Raw genomic sequence first — 985 nt, 5'->3', positions numbered from 1 at the left:
ACGCTTCGCCAAGGCCAAGTCCACACCGCCAACGGCATGAAACGCTTTGTCGAGAAGACCGACGACCACGCCCACTCGATCGCACAGCACGTTGATTACCGACTCGATGCGGGCTACACGATTGGCAGCGTGATGGACGAGCTGAGTTCGAAAAACAGGCGTTTTGTCGGGCGATTGAAGTCCAACACGAAACTCGACGCCTTGGCTGCCGAGCACATCCATCGTCCACCAGGGCGGCCACCGCAGAACGGGTACGAGTACACCGTTGAGCTTGGGAACTATCAGGCCGACTCGTGGAAGCATGCCCAACGATTGATCCTCGTTGTGGTCGATCAGCCTGATCCTACGACAGGTCAATTGAACTTGATGCCGCGCTGGTTCTTCTTGGTGACCAATTGGGAGGAGGAATCCCGCGATGCTGACACGCTGCTCGCTCACTATCGAAAGCGAGGCACGTTCGAGGACCGGCTTGGTGAGTTTAACGAATCGATCGGCGTTCACTTGTCTTCGCAAGGATTCAAGGCGAATGACGCGACGATGCTACTTGCGTTGTTGGCTTTCAATCTCAACACGATCTGTCGAGGCGAGCTTGAAGAGGCGGTTGGTGGTGGTTGGGACATGCGGCGGTTCGTCGGGTCCGTGCTGAAGGTTGGCGGCCGGATGGTGAAACATTCGCGACGACTGATTTTGCGAATCGCGGAGTCGGCCGAGCCACTGTGGTCTCGTCTGATCAGCCGCATCGAAAACTGGGAATCTTCTACGGTGCAAGCCAATGTTCCGTGCGGATTCACGCCACCGCCAAGGCACGCTCACTTGCGAGAAGTGCTTCGCCAATAATCGGCCCCATCGAAACGAGAAGCGACTTTGGGGAGGGGGGCTTTGTGCGCCAACGACGCAGATTTCGATCAAAACCGCCCTCAACAAACCGCCCGCCGCAATCGCCAGTGAATCAACACGTGCTCACGCTCTTGGTGAATAATGCGGG

At 57.1% G+C, this 985-nt stretch carries 1 protein-coding gene; it reads left to right on the top strand.

What is annotated here, in order from left to right:
• Positions 1–837 (top strand): transposase (locus tag RE6C_RS27555; RefSeq protein WP_236618571.1); only part of this gene is annotated, 837 nt, incomplete at its 5' end.
• Positions 838–985 lie beyond the last annotated feature (148 nt).

Source organism: Rhodopirellula europaea 6C, assembly GCF_000338295.1.
In the GTDB taxonomy this organism is placed as follows: domain Bacteria; phylum Planctomycetota; class Planctomycetia; order Pirellulales; family Pirellulaceae; genus Rhodopirellula; species Rhodopirellula europaea.
Note: the sequence above shows the minus strand (reverse complement) of the source record. Positions and strands in the feature narration are given on the sequence as shown.